The 22,554-nt window shown below is 60.0% G+C and carries 15 protein-coding genes and 1 tRNA gene; 10 read left to right on the forward strand and 6 right to left on the reverse strand.

Translation table 11 applies throughout. The annotated features are described in order from the left end of the window. Nucleotides 1-147 precede the first annotated feature (147 nt). Genes IPM89_14775 through IPM89_14785 form a run of 3 tightly spaced genes read left to right on the forward strand, consistent with a single transcriptional unit; the run spans nucleotide 148 to nucleotide 9,838 of the window. On the forward strand, nucleotides 148-3,360 hold the full coding sequence (locus IPM89_14775) for a DEAD/DEAH box helicase (protein QQS54070.1): 3,213 nt from the start codon (nucleotides 148-150) through the stop codon (nucleotides 3,358-3,360). A 28-nt stretch (nucleotides 3,361-3,388) separates the two neighbouring features. Next, nucleotides 3,389-5,947, forward strand: a complete 2,559-nt coding sequence (locus IPM89_14780) for a UvrD-helicase domain-containing protein (protein ID QQS54071.1) — start codon at nucleotides 3,389-3,391, stop codon at nucleotides 5,945-5,947. A 12-nt stretch (nucleotides 5,948-5,959) separates the two neighbouring features. Continuing rightward, on the forward strand, nucleotides 5,960-9,838 hold the full coding sequence (locus IPM89_14785; GenBank protein QQS54072.1) for an N-6 DNA methylase: 3,879 nt from the start codon (nucleotides 5,960-5,962) through the stop codon (nucleotides 9,836-9,838). Between the two features lie 26 nt (nucleotides 9,839-9,864). On the opposite strand, the gene IPM89_14790 is transcribed toward IPM89_14785, so the two are convergent. After that, entirely contained in the window at nucleotides 9,865-10,281 is a 417-nt protein-coding gene (locus IPM89_14790) for a PIN domain-containing protein (GenBank protein ID QQS54073.1), read from the reverse strand. Between the two features lie 10 nt (nucleotides 10,282-10,291). Beyond that, a complete protein-coding gene (locus IPM89_14795) occupies nucleotides 10,292-10,555 on the reverse strand; it encodes a hypothetical protein (GenBank protein ID QQS54074.1) in 264 nt (87 codons plus the stop codon). 144 nt (nucleotides 10,556-10,699) lie between these two features. Between IPM89_14795 and IPM89_14800 the strand changes: the two genes are divergently transcribed. From IPM89_14800 to IPM89_14810, 3 genes are read left to right on the forward strand one after another with little or no spacing between them, the layout of a single operon-like run. Then, complete coding sequence (locus tag IPM89_14800; GenBank protein ID QQS54075.1) at nucleotides 10,700-14,125, forward strand: helicase; 3,426 nt, start codon at nucleotides 10,700-10,702, stop codon at nucleotides 14,123-14,125. Beyond that, nucleotides 14,122-15,996, forward strand: coding sequence for a DUF1998 domain-containing protein (locus IPM89_14805; GenBank protein QQS54076.1), 1,875 nt, complete (start codon nucleotides 14,122-14,124; stop codon nucleotides 15,994-15,996). The genes IPM89_14800 and IPM89_14805 overlap by 4 nt, the downstream gene beginning before the upstream one ends. Then, on the forward strand, nucleotides 15,972-16,190 hold the full coding sequence (locus IPM89_14810; protein ID QQS54077.1) for a hypothetical protein: 219 nt from the start codon (nucleotides 15,972-15,974) through the stop codon (nucleotides 16,188-16,190). The genes IPM89_14805 and IPM89_14810 overlap by 25 nt, the downstream gene beginning before the upstream one ends. A gap of 18 nt (nucleotides 16,191-16,208) precedes the next feature. Here the strand turns inward: IPM89_14810 and IPM89_14815 are convergent. After that, nucleotides 16,209-16,285: transfer RNA gene (locus tag IPM89_14815), tRNA-Pro, on the reverse strand. A 13-nt stretch (nucleotides 16,286-16,298) separates the two neighbouring features. Continuing rightward, nucleotides 16,299-17,267: an octaprenyl diphosphate synthase gene (gene ispB, locus IPM89_14820; protein QQS54078.1), complete on the reverse strand. Its 969-nt coding sequence runs from the start codon at nucleotides 17,265-17,267 to the stop codon at nucleotides 16,299-16,301. A gap of 172 nt (nucleotides 17,268-17,439) precedes the next feature. Between ispB and rplU the strand changes: the two genes are divergently transcribed. The 4 genes from rplU to IPM89_14840 all read left to right on the forward strand — a co-directional run bounded on the left by rplU (nucleotide 17,440) and on the right by IPM89_14840 (nucleotide 20,312). Next, entirely contained in the window at nucleotides 17,440-17,790 is a 351-nt protein-coding gene (rplU, locus tag IPM89_14825; GenBank protein QQS54079.1) for a 50S ribosomal protein L21, read from the forward strand. 4 nt (nucleotides 17,791-17,794) lie between these two features. Then, nucleotides 17,795-18,055: a 50S ribosomal protein L27 gene (gene rpmA / locus IPM89_14830; GenBank protein QQS54080.1), complete on the forward strand. Its 261-nt coding sequence runs from the start codon at nucleotides 17,795-17,797 to the stop codon at nucleotides 18,053-18,055. A 75-nt stretch (nucleotides 18,056-18,130) separates the two neighbouring features. Next, entirely contained in the window at nucleotides 18,131-19,192 is a 1,062-nt protein-coding gene (gene obgE / locus IPM89_14835; protein QQS54081.1) for a GTPase ObgE, read from the forward strand. After that, complete coding sequence (locus tag IPM89_14840; GenBank protein QQS54082.1) at nucleotides 19,182-20,312, forward strand: glutamate 5-kinase; 1,131 nt, start codon at nucleotides 19,182-19,184, stop codon at nucleotides 20,310-20,312. Before obgE ends, IPM89_14840 begins: the two co-directional genes overlap by 11 nt. A 28-nt stretch (nucleotides 20,313-20,340) precedes the next feature. Here the strand turns inward: IPM89_14840 and IPM89_14845 are convergent, their stop codons facing one another. Together IPM89_14845 and IPM89_14850 are read right to left on the reverse strand one after the other, a co-directional pair. Beyond that, entirely contained in the window at nucleotides 20,341-21,681 is a 1,341-nt protein-coding gene (locus tag IPM89_14845) for a TIGR00266 family protein (protein ID QQS54083.1), read from the reverse strand. 4 nt (nucleotides 21,682-21,685) lie between these two features. Beyond that, nucleotides 21,686-22,411 carry a TIGR00266 family protein gene (locus tag IPM89_14850; protein QQS54084.1) on the reverse strand — a complete coding sequence of 242 codons (726 nt, stop codon included), beginning with the start codon at nucleotides 22,409-22,411 and terminating at the stop codon, nucleotides 21,686-21,688. Nucleotides 22,412-22,554 lie beyond the last annotated feature (143 nt).

The raw sequence follows: 22,554 nt of genomic DNA on the forward strand, positions 1-22,554 counted from the left end.
CACCGAAGTACCGTCATGGTCAACCGCCAAACCGCCGCGCTCGTGGCACGTATCGATCCGTGCTTTTGCCAGCGGGCATTGGAAACCTTGGGTCTGCCGACCGAAACGTGGGTGGTGCGAATCAAACCGAGGGGTGAATAAGTCGCCATGACGACCGCCACCGTGTTACCCCAACCCGGCCAACTGGTTCACGTCCGTCAGCGACGTTATCTGGTGGAGGACGTCACGCCACCCCCCCAAACCGGCGATGCCACCCTCGTGTGTCTGTCCGGCGTGGACGATGACGCTCAAGGCCAGTTCTTGCAGGTGCTGTGGGAAACCGAACTCGATGGGGAAATCCTCAGCGGCGAAGCCTGGAGCACTCTCGGACAAGGCGGCTTCGATCCCGCGGGACAGTTTTCCGCCTATCTGCACACCCTGCGCTGGAATTGCCTGACCGCCACCGATCCGAACCGCTTTCAAGCGCCGTTCCGGGCCGGAATTCGCCTGGAAGCCTATCAACTCGAACCCTTGCGCAAGGCGCTGCAACTCCCTCGTGTCAATCTGTTCATTGCCGACGACGTGGGACTCGGCAAGACCATCGAGGCCGGCCTGATCGCCCGCGAGCTGCTGTTGCGGAAAAAGGTGCGCGAGATGGTGGTCGCCTGTCCGCCATCCATGTTGCTGCAATGGCAGGATGAGCTGGAAACCCGTTTTGGCCTGACCTTCCGCATTCTCGATAAGAACTATTTGACCCAGACCCGCCAGGCGCGCGGCTTTGGGGTGAATCCGTGGACCACGCATAACCGCTTTCTCATCTCGCAGCGGCTATTAATTGACGAAACCTATACCGCGCCGTTGCGCGACTGGTTGGGCGAGTTCCGACCGGGGACGTTGCTGATTCTGGACGAAGCCCATCACGCCGCCCCGGCCAGCGGCGCCCGCTACGCCATCGATTCCAAGATCACCCGCGCCATTCGCGACCTGGCCCCGCGCTTTGAACATCGGCTGTTTCTGTCCGCGACGCCGCATAACGGCCACTCCAACAGCTTTTCCGCCTTGTTGGAATTACTCGACCCGCAACGCTTCTGCCGGGGCGTTTCCGTGCGCAAGGGGCAATTGGATGCCGTGATGGTGCGCCGACTCAAGGAGGATTTACGCGGTGCCGGGGTGCCGGGCTTTTGCCAACGCGAGGTGAAGCAGATTGACATCGGCGGCTTGCCACAAGAGGCCCCGGAATTGGCGCTGTCGCGGCTGCTGAATCAGTATCGGGAATTGCGGGAACGGCGGTTGCAAAAGGCGAACCGCCGCCAGCAAGCCGCGTCCGGGTTATTGCTGGTCGGTTTGCAGCAACGGCTGCTGTCGTCGATCGAAGCCTTTGCCCGCACGTTGAAAGTGCATCGCCGCACCGTGCAAAAGCAGTGGGACGCCGCGCAGATCGCTCGCGCTGCGGCCGAGGCCGAACGGCTGAACCTGCTGGCGGCCCCGGTGGGTAATGACGACGAGGCGGCGACCTTGCCGGAGGATGAATTACAGGCCGAAGAAGACGCGCAGACCGAAGCGGCGACCGTGGCCAGCGCCACCCCGAATGATGATTCAGCCGCGTTTGTCGAAGAGTTGCAAGTGCTGGAGCGCATGGCCGCCATCGCGGACCTGGCCCGCCATCAACCCGACGCCCGCCTCCAGCAACTGCGGGCCTGGATACAGCGCCAGATGTGTCCGGGAGGTCGCTGGAACCCGACGCGGGTCATCCTGTTCACCGAGTATGAAGACACCTTGCGTTATGTGCGCGACCAGTTGGAACCCGTCCTGGCGCGCACCGACCGCGCCGAGGAACGGCTGGCGATTTATCGCGGCTCGACCTCCGCCGTGGAACGCGAGATCCTCCAGCGCGCGTTCAACAGCGATCCGGACGCGCATCCTGTGCGAATTCTGTTAGCGACCGACGCCGCCCGCGAGGGGCTGAACTTGCAGGCGCATTGCGCCAACCTGTTTCATTTGGACGTGCCGTGGAATCCGGGGCGGATGGAACAGCGCAATGGGCGCATTGACCGCAAGCTGCAACCGCAACCGGTCGTGTATTGCCATTATTTTTATTACCAACAGCGCCCGGAAGATCGGATTCTGGCGACGCTGATCCGCAAGACCGCCACCATTCAGCAGGAGTTGGGCAGTTTGTCGCCGGTGGTGGAAGGCCGACTGGCGGAATTGTTGCGCGGCGGCATTCGCCATGGGGATCTGGCCCGACTGGATAGCGAACTCAACACGGCGGATTCAACCACGCCAGATCGCCTGACGGTGGCTGAGGAACTGGATGTGGCCCGCGACCGGCAACAGGCCCTGGAAGCGCAGATCAATACCCTGCGCACCCGCCTGGAACGCTCGCAGAAGCAGATCAATTTCCAGGAGGAACCGTTCCGCGCCGCCCTGTCGGCGGCTTTGCAGATGCAGGGCGTGTCGACCTTGGAGCCAGTGGCTGCGACGCCCGGGCAATTTGCGGTTCCCGCTGAATCCTTGCGCAAAGACCCGACCTGGGCGGCGACGTTGGACACCTTGCGGGCGCCGCGCAGCCGCGAGCAGAAAGTCTGGCAATGGCGGAAGGAAGCACCGTTGCGGCCCGTTGTGTTTGACGCCCCGGCGACCCTGGATGACACGGTGGTGCATCTGCATTTGGAGCATCGCGTCGCGCAACGGTTGTTGGGCCGGTTCACTGCGCAAGGCTTCATTCATCATGATTTATCGCGGGCCTGTCTGGCGCAGAGCCGCGATGCGATCCCCCGGATCATTCTGCTCGGGCGGTTATGCCTGTATGGCCCACAAGCCGCCCGCTTGCATGAGGAGCTGTTAGCGGTCACGGCCCGTTGGCTGGAACCCAGTCAACGCCAAGGTCCGTTAACGCCCTATGCCCGCGAGGCGGAAAGCAAGACGCTGGATTTGCTGGAAGCGGCGTTGAGTTCGCCGCAAGCCGACGCGGTGCATGACACCACGCAAGGGCGGTTACGGGAAACCTTGCCCCAGGATTTGGCTGATTTACTGCCGCATTTGCAGCAACGCGGGGAGGTGTTGGCGCGGGAGACGGAAAGCCAGTTGCAAGAACGTGGAAAAAAAGAAGCGCGGGAGATGCGGACGATTCTGGAGGAACAGCAAAAGCGTCTGACGGAAACAGCACGGAAATATCAGGCCGATTCCCAGTTGACGCTGGGTTTTAATGAAGAGGAGCAGCGCCAGATGGAGGCGAACCGGCGCCATTGGGATAAGCGGTTGAATGCGCTGGCCGGAGAGTTGGAACGTGAACCGGCGCGAATTCGGGAAGTGTATGCCGTGCGTGCGACCCGGTTGGAACCGGTCGGATTGGTGTATTTATGGCCGGTGACGGGATAATTTAATAATCTGATGGAGGATTAAAAAGATGCAGTATATTGAACATAGAGATTTTATGGAGTCGATTCGTATTCTTAACAATAAAGGCATGAAATTTACTAAAGCTGTTAATAAAATTCTCGAATTCCAAGAAAAGATTAAAAAAAATATAAATGCCCACCCAAAAGATATTTTTTATGGCTGTTCGGTAACTAATCATGGTGAATCTCGTATAAAAAATTGTGTAAAATATGCACTTCCTAGTGCCTGTAGATTAATTACCATTCAAACTAATGATATTTGTTTTCTAATGTTTGTAGGCGATCATAATGCAAGTGATACATGGTTAGATCAACATAAAGGATATAGAACGGTTTCAGCTATTTTACAAGATATAAATTCGCCTACAATATCCTCAGTTCTTGTATCAGATGACACAGCCGATAAAGAAAAAAGGATAAGTAGGAACACTGATCTTTCTATGGGTAAACTATATCAAAAACTACCTACTCGTTACTATGATGTTCTTGTTGAAGGATTACCAAGATCAATACAAATAGAGCTTGAGAAGCTTGAATCAATCTCAGATGAAGATAAATTATTGGAGATAGCGATTCTTTGTAAAGAAAAACAAAATGTTATTTTCGATACATTTTGTCATTTAAGAGCAGGCGATGTTATCGCCGCGAAAAATAGAATAGATTTTTATAAAAATAAACTAGTTGGATTAGAGGAAATCCCTTCAACCCTGGTCGATCAACTTGAGCCTGGTGAAGAATTTTTCAATATCAGCTTAATTGAACCTGAAATACTTGAGCACTTGATTAAAACAACATCTTTTCAACAATGGATGCTGTTTCTTCACCCAGAACAAAGAAAAATAGTTGACCGCACATTTAATGGTCCTACTAGGCTTTCCGGTGTCAGTGGATCAGGAAAAACGAGTGTCTTAATCAAACGTGCAATACGTCTTGCAGAACGCCATTCACAAGATAAGATTTTAATATTAACCTTAAATAAAGCTCTCGCTAGTTTGATAAATGAACTCGTTATCTATGCAATACCTGAAAAAACACGTACCAATATCACTGTGATTTCTTTTTGGCAACTCTGTCAACAATTATTACTTGGTTTTGAACCAAATAACTGGAAGTTGTACAATGATGTTACTTGGAAATCTAATGAACATGTAGATGAAATTTGGGAAGAATTTTACCATTGTGAAGAGAATAACATCGAGGCTGATATTCTCTTTCCAATCCATCAATCACTATTAGCTAGAGGTGTTCATCCAAAGGACTACATACGTCAAGAGTTTGATTATGTACGCAGTGCGCTTAGAAAAGCTGAACGCCAGAACTATCTTGAAATGGAACGGGCTGGACGAGTTATTCCTTTTGATAAAGCATTTCGTGAAAGAATACTCAAAGGTCTTGATGCGTGGGAAAGAAAAATGAATTTTGTTGGGGTTATTGATTACCTTGGGTTATCTGTGGCTTTGTATAATCATTTAGATGAAATAACACCAGAATATCGCTGTGTTCTAATTGATGAAGCACAAGATTTTGGTACGATTGAGCTTGGAATTATCAGAAAGTTAGTCAATAAAGCAGAAGATGACATCTTTCTTTGTGGTGATGCTGCTCAACAGGTTTATACGAAGCATCATAAGCTTCTAGAAGCTGATATGGACACTATAGGGCGTAATTTTTCCATCAGAAAAAATTATCGTAACAGTCGTGAAATATTGACAACCGCCTATCATGTTCTTAGCCAAAATTGCGATATTCGTGATGCTGCTAAAAGGGGGAACATTAATTTTGAAATTTTAGAACCAGAATATGCAAATTTTTCAACTCATAAGCCTCTACTGCTTAAAGCAGATTCCTTAGATGAAGAATTTGCAGGAGCCTTTCACTTCTTGAAAGAAGAGTTGGAGGATAATAAAGATAAAAAGTATTGTATAGCTCTGTGTGGTTACACACTAAATGATATTGAGAGTATTGGAAATAAACTTAATATTCCTGTTTTAAATGGAGATATTGATTTAACAAACTCCAACCTTTTCTTATCTGATTTAGAACAGACGAAAGGATTCGAGTTTGATAAAGTTTGTTTGTTAAATTGTACAGAAAATGTTTTGCCAGACCGTTATTTACCATTAGAAGAATCTTATAGGCAATTATTTAGACTATATGTAGCAATGACCAGAGCAAAAGTAGAACTTATTGTGAGTTTTTCAGAAAATGTTTCTCCATTTATTAAAGATTTAAGTCATTTTTCTCAAGGAGAATGGAGAGATTATCAAGAAGAACTTGCAATTGATGGTTTCTCAATACCTTTACCCACAAATCTAGAGCGAGTGAAAGAAAATTTACTAGATTTAACAGGTAAGTTAGTACTTTATAAGAGATCTGCAATCAATCTATCGATAGAACTCCAAGATAAATTAATAAATCATGCTACTGGAGTTATTAGACATTCAGGTAGATTCCAAACTTCCTGGAAAACGCTTGGGGAATTAGTAAATTCAACAGATACCCTGGCTGTCAACAAGGCTGTTGGCCCTGAAAGTCTCAGGGCAATTAAGCAACATTTTGAAATATGATCGAATAATCCCATGACCGATCCGCTTCTGCTCGATCATCGCCGTTGGCTGGGTTATGCCCAGCCGGTGGGTTTAGTGGTGTCGCCGCCGGCGCTGCTGGACGCGCAAGCCTATCTGAACCGCAACATCGCGGCGGAGCATCGGGCGTTTCTGGCGGAGGTGCGGGAATGGCCGTTGCCCGACGGTCTGACCGCGCCCGCGATCCTCGATTGGCCGCGCTTATTGGTCGAGCAGTTCGGTTGGCAGGCCGGCGATGTGCAATCTTGCCCGCCGTCTTTGTGGTTCGCCTTGCCGGAATACAACGATGTGTTGCGCGCATCTCATGCCGTGCCCGCTTTGCAGCCCACCCCGGCGTCCTCCTGGCAGGCGTTGATGCAGATCGAGCCGGAGGGGCGGGCCTTGGATGAACCGCTGTTATCGGCGGGCTGGCCGGTCAGTCCCCAGGCGCGCTTTGAACGGCTGTTGCGGGAAATGCAGATTCCCATCGGTTTATTGACCAACGGCTTGGAATTGCGCCTGGTCTATGCCCCACGCGGCGAGAGTTCCGGGACGCTGGCCTTTCCGGTGGCGGCGATGCGCGATACCGATGGGCGCATTCTGTTCGCGGCGTTGCATCTGTTGTTGTCGGCGGACCTTTGGTTCACCTTGCCCGAGGCGCAACGCTTGCCGGCGATTCTGGTGGAGAGCCGCAAGTATCAGAATACGGTGTCCACGCAACTGGCGGCGCAAGTTCTGGCGGCGTTGTATGAGTTGTTACGCGGCTTTCAGGCGGCGGATGCCCAGGTCAATGGCGCGCTGTTGGGCGACTTGGCGAAGCGCGACCCGGATGCGGTGTATGGCGGTTTGTTGACCGTGTTGCTGCGGTTGATTTTCATTCTGTACGCCGAAGATCGCGGGTTGATTTCCACCGATCCGGTCTATGTCAACCATTATGCGGTCAGTGGCCTGTTTGAACGCCTGCGGGCCGACGCCGGGCAATATCCCGATACCATGGATTTGCGCTTTGGGGCCTGGGCGCAACTGTTGGCGCTGTTTCGGTTGATTCATGGCGGCGGGCGGCATGGCGATTTACGGCTGACGGCGCGGCGCGGGCGGTTGTTCGATGCGGCGATTTATCCGTTTCTGGAGGGAACCGGGACACCGATCCTGCCTCGCGTCAGTGATGGAGTGATCTATCGCGTCTTGGCCAATCTGCTGATGCTCAATGGTGAACGGCTGTCGTATCGCAGTCTGGACGTGGAGCATATCGGTTCGGTCTACGAGGCGATGATGGGCTTTACCCTGTTGCGGGCGCCGGGGCCGATGATTGCGATTAAACCGGCCAAAGCCCACGGGGCGCCGGTGATGATCGACCTGGCGGCGCTGGTGGCGACCGCGCCCAAGGATCGGGCGAAGGTGTTAAAGGACGAGACCGACCAGGTCTTGACCGGGGCGGCGTTGACTGCGTTGCAAGCGGCAGCGACCCAGGCCGACCTGCTGGCGGCGCTGGAGAGCAAGATTGATCAGGCTGCGACCCCGGACGTCGCGCCGGCGGGGGCGTTGGTGTTGCAGCCGACCGATGAGCGGCGCAAGACCGGCTCGCATTATACCCCGCCGACCTTGACCCGCCCGATGGTGCAGGAGGCGTTGCGCCCGATCCTGGCGCGGTTTGGGGAACAGCCGACCCCGGCGCAGATTCTCAGCCTGAAAGTGTGCGATCCGGCGATGGGTTCCGGGGCGTTTCTGGTGGAAACGGCGAAGCAGTTGGCCGAGGCGCTGGTGCAGGCGTGGCGGGATCATCGTTGTATGCCGGAGTTGCCGCCGGATGCCGATGAACTGTTGCACGCCCGGCGCTTGATCGCGCTGCACGTTCTGTATGGCGTGGACAAGAATCCGCGCGCGGTGGAACTGGCGCAATTGTCGTTGTGGCTGGCGACGCTGGCCCGCGATCACGAGTTTACCTTTCTCGATCATGCCCTCAAGTGCGGCGATTCGCTGATCGGGATGAACCTGGACGCCTTGCGCCCCGCCGGGAGGGGTCAAACCGACTGGGTGCGCTCCCATCTGGAACAGCGGATCAGCGATGCCTTGCAGGCGCGGACGCGGATTCGCGAGGCCGAGGCGCTGGACGAGGCGACCTTGCGCGGCTGGTTGCGGGCGGCGGAGACGGCCACGGCGGATTTACGCTGGAGCGGCGATGAACTGGTGGCGGCGGCGATGCAACCCGGCTCGAAAGCGGCGCGTACCAAGGCGGAAAAGGCGGCGCGGGTGCGGATTGAACAACGGTTGAGCACCTCGTTACGCCCCTCGCTCTCTCTATTTGAATCCCCTCCCCCCTCGTGGGGGAGGGTTAGGGAGGGGGGGATTCACGGCTTCCACTGGGAACTCGAATTTCCCGAAGTGTTCGGGCGCGAGAACCCCGGTTTTGATGTGATCGTCGGCAATCCGCCCTTTGTCGGCGGGCAGAAAATCACCGGCGCATTGGGCACGGAATACCGGAATTATCTGATTGAGCGCATTGCCCACGGCAAAAAGGGCAGCGCCGATCTGTGCGCTTATTTCTTCCTGCGGGCCGGGCAACTGCTACGCGACGGCGGCATGATGGCCTTGCTGGCGACCAATACCATCGCTCAGGGCGATACCCGCGAAGTCGGTTTGGATCAACTCACCGCCCACGGTTTCAGCATTCCCCGCGCGGTTTCCAGTGTGCCGTGGCCCGGCGAGGCCAGTTTGGAAGTGGCGCAAGTGTGGTTGACTCGCGGCGCGTGGTCGGGCGCGTTCGTGTTGAATGAGCAAGCGGTGGCTGGGATTACCCCGTTTCTGACGGTGCCGGGGCAAGTGGCCGGCAATCCGTTTCGACTGGCGGCGAATGCGGATCAATCGTTTCAAGGTTCGATTGTGTTGGGGATGGGCTTTGTGCTGACCCCGGATGAAGCGCACGCCTTGATCGCCCGCAATCCGCGCAACAAGGTTTGCCTGTTTCCCTATCTCAACGGCGAGGATTTGAACAGCCGCTTTGATCAGTCGCCGAGCCGCTGGGTGATTAACTTTCACGACTGGCCGCTGAATCGGGAGGCGGACGGCGTTTGGCAAAAGGCTGATGCACGACAGCAAAGGGAATGGCTGCGGTCAGGCATCGTTCCGGCGGATTATCCCGATCCCGTGGCGGCGGATTATCCGGAGTTGCTGGCGATTGTTAGAGAAAGAGCCAAGCCAGATAGGGATAAGCTGGCAAATGGCGATACCACAGCAAAGGATCGCGCAAGACGTTGGTGGCAATTTGCGCGGCAGACGATGAAACTTTATTCCACCATCGCGGGAATGGGGAGGGTGTTGGCGTTAAGTCTTGTAAATAACTATTTAGGATTTGGATTAGTTGAAAACAACCAAGTCTTTGCGCATAAACTTGCTATTTTTCCTATTTTTGATTGGTATGGTTTCGCTTTAATGCAGTCGAATTTTCACTATCATTGGGCTTGGCATAATAGTTCTACCATGCGTAGAGATATCAATTATTCTCCCTCCGACTGCTTTGAAACCTTCCCCTTCCCGCTGAATCTCTCCGGCTTGGACAACATCGGCGAACGCTATTACACGCATCGCCAGAGCATCATGCAAACCCGCCAGGAAGGCTTAACCAAAACCTACAACCGCTTTCACAACCCGCACGAGCGCGCCCCGGATATTCAACAGTTGCGGGATTTGCACATCGAAATGGATGAATCCGTGGCCGCCGCGTATGGCTGGCAAGACCTCGCCCTGGATCACGGTTTCCACGACACCCAACAGGGCCTGCGCTTCACCGTCGCCGAAGCCGCCCGCCGCGAACTGCTCGACCGCCTGCTGGCCCTCAACCATCAGCGCCATGCGGAGGAAGTTGAAGCGGAACGGGAAGAACAGAGATTGCGATGAAGTCAATCGCACCGAATCACCAGGGGCTATGCCCGATACGGCACACTTTCCAGCGCCGAGCCATCCGCCAAGCGATAAATATGGAAATCCCCGTCCACCGTAAACACCTGCCGGAGACTCAGGCGCTCGGCGACGACCACCAACGACGCATCGGCCAAATCCATCGGTCGATCCCGGTATTTCTCCATCAACACCGCCATGCGGTCGATGTCCGCCTCGGTCAACCCCTGCAGCCGCACTTGACCGCCCGCCCGCCAGCGCCACAGCGTCGCCTGAGCCGGATAGCCGCCCGCCCGATGCAGCAAATACATGGCCTCGGTCCAACACGGCCACGTCGTCAACAACGGCACGGCGGGCCACTCCCGCACCGCCGCCTTACACCGTTCATGATGGGGATCGTTCCGATTAATCAGCGCCACCAGCGGCCCGGTATCCGTCAGCACTCATTGCTCCTCATCCGGGGCGGCGCTCGGTCGATAACCCTTCCGCGAAGCGCTCGCCGCACCGTTCCGACCACGCCTCGGGCGAACCCGCCACCGCGCCAATGCCATCGCCCAGTAAATCCAACAAGGTCGCGTGGCCGGGCGCTGGACGGGTTTCCGGCGCAAACCGTTCCCGCAAGGTCTCCAGCGCCAGCCGTTCCACCGCGACGCCATCGCGCTGTGCCGCCCGCGCCAAGGCCCCTTCCAAATCAGCCGGAATCGTCAACGTCATCATGTCGATCTCTCCTCTTCAATCCGCTGGCCCGCACCCAGCGCCCATCATCCGATCCACAACAACGGATGCCCCTAGAATGTGGGTTTAGCGTTGAACTGACAACCCAATCGTCTTCATGATCCGCCATCAAAGAGCGCCACCCCCATGACCCCCGCCGACGTTCGTGATCGCCTCATCGCCGCCCTGCGCACCGACCTGGTCGGCCCGGCGTTGGCTGATGAAATCCTCAATGAACCCCCCGTCCGCTGGTATCTCACCGGCTTTCTCGCCCCGCTCAACGCCCAAGTCGAGCAGCGCGGCGATCCCGACGCCGAAGACGAACTCGATCTGCTCGAACCGGCGTCCCCCGCCGCCGAAGACAACGCCAGCCCGGAGCGGGTCACCGCCCGGCACTCCCTGTTTCCCGCCTCGCTGGGCCTGAGCGTCCTGGTCAGCGCCGAGACCCCGAGCCTCACCGTGCAACTCGACTGGGGAGATTACCAGCGGCTCGCTGCGCCACCGGCCACTGCCGTACCCACCGAGGACGACAATACCCCGCCCGCCACCGAAACATGGCAACGCACCCCGCGCCATCCCGACCCCCTCACCCTGACGCTGCCCGCAACCGGCCATCAACCCCGGCACAGTCAACCCGTCCCCGGCGATCCCCGGCTCCAACTCGCCTACAGCGTCCGCGCCCTGCCCGCCGGTCTGGACGACCGCCTGCCGCCCGGCGCCCGCATCGTCTCGATCTTCCTCAGCAACGAACGCGGCGATGCCCCCACCGCCGAGCGCCGCGATGAACACTACGTCTTTCAGCCCACGATCACCGTCACCAGTCCCCGCCCGTTGCTGCCGCAACCCAATCTGCGCGGGCGCGATGCCCGCAACGACTGGGACGAGCGCATCGCCGACCTGCACTATCGCGACGTGTCCGCCTACGCCGTCGGCCATGGCGTCGCCACCGAGGCCCTCTTCACCGAAATCCCCCCTTTGCCAAAGGGGGGGACTGAATGCGCCATGTCGGCAGCGAGCATCTGCCACAGCGTGCGCACCGAATGGATCCCTCAAGCCGCCGTGGATTTCGTCGCCCCGTCGAACATGCCGGCGGTCGAGTTACGCATGGAGGTCCTGGCCGCCTTGCCGGACACCGCCGCCGCCCACACCGCCTTGCAACCCTTGCTTACCGACTACCGCGCCTGGCTGGCTCAGCAACAGGCGCAACTCCCCACCCTCCGCGCCTCACAACAAACCATCGGTCAGGAACTGCTGAACCGCGCCACCCAGGCCGCCGAGCGCATCGACGCCGGTCTGAACGCCCTGCGCGATCCGGCGATCTTCAGCGCGTTTTGTCTGACGAACCGGGTCATGGCCCGCGCCGCCCGCCAGCGCGACGCCCAACAGCACATTTCGCGAACCCCGGCATGGCGGCCCTTCCAATTGGCCTTTCTCCTGCTCAATCTGCGCGGCCTGAGCAAACCGACCCATGACGACCGGGGCGTGGTCGATCTGCTGTTCTTCCCCACCGGCGGCGGTAAAACCGAAGCCTATCTGGGCCTGGCCGCCTTCACCCTGATCCTGCGCCGCTTGCGGAATCCCGGCATTCAATCCGCTGGTCTCACGGTACTCATGCGCTACACCCTGCGCCTGCTGACCCTCGACCAACTGGGCCGCGCCGCCGCCCTGATCTGCGCCCTGGAACTGGAACGCGAAGCCGATCCGAAAACGCTCGGCGCCTGGCCGTTTGAAATCGGTCTGTGGGTCGGCCAAGCCGCCACCCCGAATCGCATGGGCCGCAAAGGCGACGATAACGACCACACCGCCCGCCATAAAACCATGGCCTACAAGGCCGGTAAAACCACGATCCCCCCGATCCCTCTGGAAAACTGCCCGTGGTGCGGCGAAAAATTCACCCCGAATGCATTCCAACTGACACCGAATCCCGACACGCCGACCGACTTGCGGGTGATCTGCGTCAACCGCGCCTGTGACTTTGCCGGCCACACCGGGCGCACCTTGCCGATGCTCAGTGTCGACGAACCGATTTACCGGCGCTTGCCGGGCTTTCTCATCGCCACGGTGGACAAATTCGCCGCCCTGCCGTGGACCGGCGAAACCGGCGCGTTATTCGGCGGGGTCGATCATTACGATGCACACGGCTTTTACGGTCCCTGCCAGACCGGCGGCCAACCGTTGCCCGAAACACGCCTGCCGCCGCCCGAACTGATCATCCAGGACGAACTGCATTTGATCTCCGGCCCGCTGGGCACCATCGCCGGCCTGTACGAAACCGCCCTGGAAACGCTCTGTGTCCCCCACGCCGACGCGCCCCGGCCCAAGATCATCGCCTCGACCGCCACCGTGCGCCGCGCCGCCCATCAAATTCGCGCCCTGTTCAATCGCCGCGACGCCGATATCTTTCCGCCGCCCGGCCTGGATCGCCGCGACAGTTTCTTTGCCGAAACCCACCCGCCGACGCAAACCCCGCCGCGCCTGTATGTGGGCGTCGCCGCCCAGGGGCGCAGTCTCAAGGTGGTCATGTTGCGCACCGACCTGGCGCTGATGGCCGCCGCGCAACGCGCTTATGAGGAGGCCGGTGGCGCCAAGACGGTCCCGAATCCCGCCGATCCGTATATGACCCTGCTCGGTTACTTCAACAGCCTGCGCGAACTCGGCGGCAGCCGGCGCATCGTCGAGGATGAAGTCACCACCCGCCTGCAAACCTACGAGAAACGCCATGTCCTGAACGAACCGCCGGGCCGTTTTGCCGACCGCAAAATTCACTTTGACGTACTGGAACTCACCTCACGGGTCAGCACCGCCGACGTGGCCCAAGCCAGACGCCGTCTGGAGCGCGATTTCACCCAGGATGACCGGGTCGATATCGCCCTGGCCACCAACATGATCTCGGTCGGCCTCGACATCACCCGCCTCGGCCTGATGGTGCTGCTCGGCCAGCCCAAGACCAGCGCCGAATACATCCAGGCCAGCAGCCGTGTCGGTCGTGATCCGCAACGCCCCGGACTGGTGGTCACCCTGCTCAACATCCATCGCCCGCGCGACCGCTCCCACTACGAACATTTCGCCGCCTATCATCAAACCTTCTACCGCAGCGTCGAAGCCACCAGCGTTACCCCGTTTGCCCCGCGCGCCCTGGATCGCGCCCTGCCCGCCGTGCTCACCGCCCTGATGCGCCATGCCGACCCCACCCTGACCCCGCCGCACGGCGCGGCGGCATTGGAAGCGCAACGGCCGCGCCTGGAAACCGCGCTGTTGCGCGTCCTTGGCGACCGCGCGGCCGGTCACGCCGCCCTGCCCGCCGCCGAAACCAGCGCGCTGCAACACAACGTCAGCGACCGGGCCAAGGATCTGCTCGACGAATGGTGCCGCATCGCCCACGACCACGCCCAGCACGGCGGCATGCTGCAATACCAGCACGAAGCCGGCGGCGTCGCCCGCCTGCTCTATGAATTTCTCAATACCGACGCGCCGCCCGCCTGGAAATTCCGCGCCAACCGCTCCATGCGCGACGTCGAACCGAGTGTCAACTTATGGCTGAAAACCCTCGACGGCCAGGACGTGACGCCATGAAAAAGCCGGCCAAGAACGACAAGAACGACGCGCACCCACATGGCCAAGTCCGTCGTAGCCAATTGCTCAACATCTATGGCCCCGGCGCCTTGATCGACCTGCCGAAGCATTCCGCGCTGGTCGGTGGCCTCGATGATTGGCGCGGGACCGGAACCTTAATCGACGAACCCCGGCTGTTGCAGAAAATTCGCCGATTCCTCCCCGAGATCCGCGAACTGCGCGAACCGCCGATCGATTCCGATCCCCGATGCCCCAACACCGGCGTCACCGTCTGGCAATTCCCGGAATGGTTCGTCACCCAGGACTTCGTCCGGGGCCGCGCCCGTCGCCTGGTGCATCGGCGTTTGCTGAACCGCGGCAAGCTTGAAGACGAAGACGACAAAAGGACAAAGCACCCGGTGGTGCCGGTGCGCTTTGTCCGCGCCTGTCCCAAGGGCCATATCGGCGACATTGACTGGTATGCCTTCGTGCATGACGACCCCAAAAGCCCCTGTCGCCGGACCTTGTGGCTGGAAGAGCAGGGCAGCAGCGGCGACCTGGCCAGCCTGTGGGTGCGCTGCGACTGTGGCAACCGTCGCTCGGTGGCCGCCGCCTCGAAACGGGAGTTCAAGGCGCTGGGCTATTGCAACGGCAGCCGGCCCTGGCTGGGTCGGGCGGCGGAAAAAGAAGACTGCGACGAACTCAACCGCCTGTTGATCCGTTCCGCCAGCCACGCCTATTTCGCGCAGTTGCTCAGCGTCATCTCCCTGCCGCTGGAACAGGACGACCCGGTGATGGATGCCATCGCTGCTGTGTGGAACTCGCTGCAAAAGGTCGATTCCACTGAAAAGCTGGACATATTGCGTGAATTATTGCCCGATGTGGAAACCGCTTTACAGGGATTAGACAGCACTGCTGTTTTAACCGCCATCCACGCTCGCCGCAACGCCGGCAAAGCCAGCAGCGGCCCGTCGTCCCTGACGGTCAAGGATGCGGAATTGGAAGTTCTGACCGCCTCGCAAGACCCGATTGGCCGCGATCACCCCGACAGCGTGTTTTATGCCCGCGCCTTCACCCCGGCCCTCCCGGTGGGCACAAGCCGGAGTACGGGCGCGCACGCCATCGAACGCATCCTGCTGATTCACCGCCTGCGCGAAGTGGTCGCCCAAGTCGGCTTTACCCGCTTTGAAGCCGTCGCCCCGAAAACCGACGGTGAACTGGCTGATCTGGACATTGGCGTCGAACGGGCCGCCCTCGGGTTGGAGGCCCACTGGCTCCCCAGCGTGGACAACCGTGGCGAAGGTATCTTCATCGGCTTTCAGCGCGACGCGATCCAGCACTGGCTGCGCCAACCGGCGGTGATCCAGCGCCATGAACAACTGCGGCAAGGCTTCCATGCGTGGCTGACGGAACATCCGAAAAGCCAACGTGAATTCCCGGGGGCGGATTATCTGCTGTTGCACACCTTGTCCCACCTCCTGCTGACGGTGATGGCTCTGGACTGCGGTTATCCAGCCAGTTCGATCCGCGAGCGGATTTACGCCAGCGATCTGGGTTACGGCATCCTGCTCTACACCGCCTCCCCCGACGCCGAAGGCACCTTGGGCGGCTTGGTCAAAGCCGGCGAGCGCATCCACGATCACCTGCAAGCGGCCTTGGAGTGGGGGCGCTTGTGCAGTAACGACCCGGTCTGTGCCCAACACCGACCGGACGACCCTCACGAACGACGCTTTTTGCACGGCGCGGCCTGTCACGGCTGCCTGCTGATCGCCGAAACCTCGTGTGAACAGGGCAACGACTTTCTGGATCGCACCCTGGTCGTGCCGACCGTGGATAGCGCCGCCGCCGCTTTTTTTCCCGATCCGCCATGCCCAACCCCTGGTCCCGGCTGAGCGAAGCCGACGTGCGGCAACTGGGCGGCGCCTTGCAAGCCGGCCGGCTAAGGCTGCCCTTCAGCACCGTCGGCCCGCAACGCTATCTGGCGGCGGAAAATATTCGGGCGGTGGTGGCGGTTCTGGATAGCGCGTCACGATCCGGTCACGCCGGTACGGCGGGGAAGATTGATGACGTATCTCTAATTTCTTGAAAGATTAGAGAAAAAAGATGGTCGGGGTGACAGGATTTGAACCTGCGACTTCTGCCTCCCGAAGGCAGCGCTCTACCAGGCTGAGCTACACCCCGATGGGGAAGGACTTTAAGAGTGGCGATTCACCGCAAAGCGGGCCAATCCAGCCAGGGCATCCTTGGCACTTGAATCGGCCAGCGACGCCAGGCTGGCGACTGCCTGTTCGGCTTCCCTCGCGGCAAGACGCGAAGTATAGTCCAGCGCCCCGGTGGACTCAATAGTACGGGTGACGATATCGATGTGTTCCAGTCCACCGTGCTCAATGGCCTCGCGAATGATCCGAACCTGCTCGGGCGTGCCATGGCGCATGGCGTGAATCAGCGGCAGGGTCGGCTTACCTTCGGCCAGGTCGTCACCGATGTTCTTGCCCAGTTCGGCGCTGGAAGCGCTGTAATCCAGCACATCGTCGATCATTTGAAAAGCGGTTCCCAAGTGTAGCCCGTAGTGGGCCAGTGCCCGCTCCTCCCCCTCCGGCCGACCGGCCAGCACCGCTCCCAGTTGCGCCGCCGCCTCGAACAGCTTGGCGGTTTTGCAGTGAATCACCGCCATGTAGCGCTCTTCGCTGGTATCGGGGTCGTGGCAATTCAGCAATTGCAGGACTTCGCCCTCGGCGATGGTATTGGTGGTATCGGCCAAAATCTCCATGACTCGCATGTTGCCGATGCCGACCATCATTTGAAACGAACGGGAATATAAGAAGTCGCCCACCAGCACGCTGGCCTGACTGCCCCAGATGGCGTTGGCGGTTTCCCGTCCGCGGCGCAAGCTGGATTCGTCCACCACATCATCGTGCAACAGGGTGGCGGTGTGGATGAACTCGATGATGGCGGCGGCGTCGATATGCCGGTCGCCGGCATAGCCGCAGGCCCGCGCCGCCAGCAGCACGGTCGCCGGCCGCAGCCGTTTGCCGCCGCTGTCGATGATATAGCCGGCCAACTGGTTGATCAGCATCACGTCGGAATGGAGCTGCCGGCGGATCAGGGCGTTGACGGCGCGCATGTCGTCCGCGACCGGCGCGCGGATTTGTTCGATTTCCATGGTGGCGGATCGCCTTGATGAAGACGCTCGCAATGCTACGGATTGGTTGCGACAGGGTCAAGGTGAGAGCCTAAGCGCCGCTGTCAACAGGAATTTGTTTGACCTTGCCGGGGGGTATCGCTAGAATCACGTCCCTTTAGTCGGGACGGGTGAGCCGTCTGGAGATTTCGCTATGTACGCAGTCATTAAAACCGGAGGCAAACAATACCGGGTAGCCGAGGGTCAGACCCTCAAGGTCGAAAAACTCGAAATCGAGGAAGGCGCCTCCGTGGAGTTCGACACGGTATTGATGATTGCCGATGGCGACCAGATTACAGTCGGCGCGCCCTATGTGGAAGGCGCCCGAGTGACGGCCACCGTCAAATCCCAGGGGCGCGGCCCCAAGATCCGCATCGTCAAGTTCCGCCGCCGCAAGCACTACCGCAAGACCCAGGGTCACCGCCAGTCCTTTACGGAGCTGAGCATCAGCGGCATCAGCGGCCTCCAGACGACCGCTTGGGCGGCGCCGAACCTCGAGGGCTGAAATCATGGCACACAAGAAAGCAGGTGGCAGCAGCCGTAACGGTCGCGACTCGCAAGCACAGCGGTTGGGCGTCAAGCTGTTTGGCGGCCAACTGGCGCGCGCCGGGAATATCATCATCCGGCAGCGGGGCACCCGGTTCTATCCAGGCCAGAACGTCGGTTGCGGCAAGGATCATACTCTGTTCGCCAAGGCCGACGGCCATGTGGTGTTTACGGTCAAGGGTCCCCACAACCGCAAGTATGTGAGCATCCAGCCGGCGCAATAATGGCTCCGGCTTTAGCGAGCGCGTCGAAAGCCCCGTCCGGGGCTTTTGTTTTTTCCACGGTTCACGAAGGACGCCATGAAATTCGTTGATGAGGTCATCATCCGGGTCGAGGCTGGCGATGGCGGCAACGGCTGCGTCAGCTTCCGGCGGGAGAAATATATTCCCTTCGGTGGTCCCGACGGCGGTGACGGCGGTGATGGCGGCAGTGTCTACCTGCGGGCCGATGCCGAACTGAATACCCTGGCCGATTACCGCTTTACCCAGCGGTTCCGCGCCGGGCGTGGCCAGAACGGCATGAGCAGCGACTGCACCGGCCGCGGCGGCGCCGATCTGACCATCATGGTGCCGGTGGGCACCATGGCCTACGATGTCGGCACCGGCGAGTTAATCGGCGATCTGGTCGAATCGGACCAATGCCTGCTGGTGGCGCGCGGCGGCTTTCACGGGTTGGGCAACACCCGCTACAAGAGCAGCACCAACCGCGCGCCGCGCCAGTTCAAGCCGGGCACGCCGGGCGAGGCGCGCGACCTGCGGCTGGAGTTGAAAGTCATCGCCGACGTCGGCCTGCTGGGGATGCCGAACGCCGGCAAATCCACCCTGATCCGCGCCGTCTCCGCCGCCCGGCCCAAGGTGGCCGACTATCCCTTCACCACCCTGCATCCCAACCTGGGCGTGGTGCGGGTCGGACCGTTGCGCGGTTTCGTGATGGCCGACATTCCGGGGTTGATCGAGGGCGCCGCCGAGGGCTCGGGCCTGGGCATTCAGTTCCTGCGCCATCTGTCCCGTACCCGCTTGCTGCTGCATTTGGTGGACGTCGCGCCCTACAGCGACAGCGGTGATCCGTTGCGGGATGTCGAGATTATTCTGAGCGAATTGACCAAGTACAGCACCGAACTGGCCGAACGCGAGCGCTGGCTGGTGTTGAACAAACTGGATGTGTTGCCACCCGAAGAACGGGCGGCGCGGGTGGCCGAGATCGTGGCGGCGCTGGGCTGGACCGGGCCGGTATTCGGGATTTCCGCCGCCAATGGCGAGGGAACGGATGCCTTGATCGAGGCGGTCATGACGCGGCTGGAGGAGCGGCGGCGAGAGGAAGCGGCGGCGCGGCTGGAAGACGAGGCGGGCGATGCTCGATAAGACGCGCGCGCAGTTGGGCGGCGCCCGGCGCTGGGTGGTCAAGATCGGCAGCGCCATGATCACCAACGACGGCCAGGGGCTGGACAATTTCTCCATCGACGCCTGGGTGGCGCAGATGGCGGAACTGCATCGGGCCGGCCGGGAACTGTTGCTGGTGACTTCCGGCGCGGTGGCCGAGGGTATGCGGCGACTGGGCTGGAGCCAGCGGCCGACCGTGCTATCCGACTTGCAGGCGGCGGCGGCGGTGGGGCAAATGGGGCTGGTGCAGGCCTGGGAGGCGGCCTTCGAACGCCATGGCATCCGCACCGCGCAGGTCCTGCTCACCCACGAGGATGCCTCCGACCGCCAGCGCTATCTCAACATCCGCAATACCTTGCGTACCCTGCTGCGCTTGCGGGTGGTGCCGGTCATCAACGAAAACGACACGGTGGCCTTCGAGGAAATCCGCTTCGGCGACAACGACACCCTGGGCGCGCTGGTGGCCAATCTGGTGGAAGCGGAGCTGTACGTCATTCTCACCGACCAGCAGGGGCTGTACGACCGCAACCCGCGCCAGTTCGCGGAAGCTTGTCTGATCGGCGAGGGCCGGGCCGGCGATGTGGCGCTGGAAGCCATGGCCGGCGGCGGGGCGGGCAGTTTGGGGCGCGGCGGCATGTTGACCAAGCTGCACGCGGCGGGGCGGGCGGCGCGCTCCGGCGCTTTTACCCTGCTGGCCTGGGGGCGCGAACCGGAGGTGCTGCGGCGGGTGGCGGGCGGCGAGGCGCTGGGCACGCTGCTGCGGCCGAGTCAGAGCCCGGTGGCGGCGCGCAAGCAGTGGCTGGCGGTGCAGTTGCAGGTGCGCGGGCGGCTGCATTTGGACGCCGGGGCGGTGCGAGCCTTGCGCACGGCCGGCAAGAGTCTGCTGCCGGTCGGCGTGACGGCGATCGAAGGGCGGTTCGAGCGTGGCGATCTGGTGTCCTGCCTGGACCCCGCCGGTGGCGAAGTAGCGCGCGGACTGATGAACTACGATGTGACTCATGCCTTGCTACTGATCGGCAAGACCACCCGCCGCATCGAGGAACTGCTCGGGCATGTGGACGACCCGGAACTGATCCACCGGGATAATCTGGTGCTGGTGTAGCGGGCGGGGCGGTTTCGACGCGGCGGCCTCATCCCGGCAGGAAGCGGGAAATCCACAGGCCGAACTGTCGCGGTTGCCGGGTCTGCACCAGCAGCCGGCCGGGACCGAAAAACCGGCAGACGATTTTCTCGCCGGAGGTAAAGGCGGCGATGAAGCCGGGATTACCCATCTCCAGTTCGTAACGCATGGACTGGGACCAGGCGACCAGGTGGCCGTTATCGACGATCTTTTGTTGGCCCGGCTGGAGGTTGAATTCATGGATCGCGCCGTAGGACTCCAGAAAAACCAGCCCGCGACCTTCGGCCTTGAGAATGAAAAAGCCTTCCTGACTGAAAAGCCCCCGCGCGATGTTTTGCACCTGAGTACTGACCTGAACCGCCTCACTGCATGCCAGAAAACCGTCTTTTTGAATGATGTACCCATCGCCGGCTTGAAGATCCAGCACCGCTACTTCCCCAGGCGCGGCCGGGGCGAAGAACACCGAGCCCGGCCCGCGCGCCGCCGTCAGGGTTTGCAGGAAAAAGCTCTCGCCGCTCATCAGCCGGCCGAGGCCGCCCAGCAATCCACCGTCCATTCTGCTCTCGACGTCGATGGTCGGCGCCATGGCCACCATGGCGTCGGACTGGGCTTTCAAGTGACGGCCGCGCGGCAGATCGACGCGGGCCAGCGCATACGCGCCCGGATACAGAATCTCGTAATCGAGATCGGCGGTGGCGGAATGGCGGACGATGCTCCCGGTGGGCAAGGCCCCGGTGGCGGGTGCTTTTCCGATGGAGACGGGCGCGGCTTGCGCGGCGGTGGCGCGCGATACCGGCGGCGGAGATGCGGCAGGCGCTTCTTCGCGGATATCGACCCCGAAGTAGGTGGCCAGTGGCCCCAGACCGCCGGCGAAGCCCTGGCCCACCGCGCGAAACTTCCACTGATCGTTGCGCCGGTAGACCTCGCCGAGAATCAGCGCCGCCTCGCTCATGCCGGTGGTGGGTGGACTGAAGCTCATCAGTTCGGTCCGCGCCGTATCGAAGACCCGGAGATCGATCCGGCGAGCCTGCGCAAAAGAACCATGACCGTGCAGCGTCAGACAGAGGGCGATTTTGGCCACGTCGCTGGGCAAATCGCCGAGTCGGATGTGGAATGCCTGTCGCTCCGGTTCGGTGCCCTGGCTCAGCGTCAAGGAACCGCAGGCCGAGCGCGGGTTGTTGTAGAACACGAAGTCCGCATCCCCACTGACGCGATCGCCCTTGCGCAGGATAAAAGCACTGGCGTCGGCTTCGTGGCCACCGGGCCGTTCGGGTTCCCAGGCGACGCTGATCCGAATCTCCGCGCCGCTGGGCAGGGGCAGGTTGGCGCCCGGCTGGAGTGACCTTGCCATCCGCTCAGCCTCTTCGATTGGATGGCAGGAGCGGGCGAACCCACGCGCCGAAGGCAGCCGGATTGCGGCTTTGGATGTAGATTTTACCGGGTCCCCTGAAACGGCACACGACGCCCTCGCCGGATGTGAAGCTGGAAATCCAGCCCGCGCTGGCCTTCTCGATCTTGTACTGCATCGTTTCGGGCCAGGCGACCAGATGGCCGTTATCGACGATCATTTCCTGGCCGGCGGGCACATCGAGTTCATGGATGGCGCCGTAGCTTTCGGCAAACAGCATGCCCCGGCCACTGGCCTTGAGCACAAAGAAGCCTTCGCCACTGAAAAGCCCCCGAGTGAGATTTTGGGCGGTGGTGGAGATATTGACGCCTTCGCTGGCCGCCAGGAAGCCGTCCTTTTGCAGGATGTAGGCTTGGTGGCCATCGAGTTGAACCGGCAGCAGGTCTCCCGGCTGGGCAGGTGCCAGATGCGCCACGCCGGCGCCGCGGGATGCTCTCAGCGTTTGAAAGAAGAGGCTTTCTCCGCTGAACATGCGCCCGAGTCCGCCGAGCAGGCCGCCCTCCATCTTGCCTTCCACGTCGATGGTGGGGTCCATGGCCACCATGGCGTCGGACTGGGCCTTGAGGGTTTGGCCGGGTTGGAGATGAACCTCCAGCAGGGCGAAGGCACCCCGATAGAGCACCCGGAAAGTGAGATCTTCAAGAGTTTGCAGGTCTGACGAAGGTGCAACCATGGCATTGTCCGACAAATTTCGGCAGGGATTTGCCAACTAAAGGTAGTCGAACTGGTTTCTCCAAACAATGCCCTTCATGGATACAAGCGTTCGCTATCCGGGCAGTCAGTCAAAACGTGGAACGATCAACGAGGAATGATACA

The organism is Candidatus Competibacteraceae bacterium (genome assembly GCA_016699715.1).
Lineage (GTDB): Bacteria > Pseudomonadota > Gammaproteobacteria > Competibacterales > Competibacteraceae > Competibacter.